The organism is Bradyrhizobium sp. Kon69 (assembly GCF_055807515.1).
This window is the reverse complement of the sequence record NZ_JBVVOS010000426.1, coordinates 1-258: the sequence shown is the minus strand read 5'-3', so window position 1 is coordinate 258 and position 258 is coordinate 1. Positions and strand designations below refer to the sequence as shown.

The window sequence follows — 258 nt, the reverse complement described above, 5'->3', positions numbered from 1 at the left end:
CCCAAACCAGCGCCCTGAGGCCATACGCGTGACCGTCGCCGGGCGCGAGCATCAGCGCTCGCTCCAGATCCACCAGTGCCTCGTCGTACCTGCGGCAGCGTGCCTTGAGGAGACCTCGACGGCGATGCGCCTTGGCATCGCCCGGATCGCGGGAAATGGCGGCCGAGAGCTCGACGATTTCCGCGTCGAGGTCGGTTTGGGTTTGCGTTTCTGCGCCAGGTGATGACATCGACCGACTCGAAATGCCGTCCTTTCAAG

General features: G+C 64.7%; 1 protein-coding gene. It reads left to right on the top strand.

The window, feature by feature from the left end; genetic code table 11:
* Positions 1-223, top strand: a 223-nt coding sequence (locus AC0L3U_RS39665; protein ID WP_473365160.1) for a hypothetical protein, incomplete at its 5' end; no start/stop codon positions are given.
* Positions 224-258 lie beyond the last annotated feature (35 nt).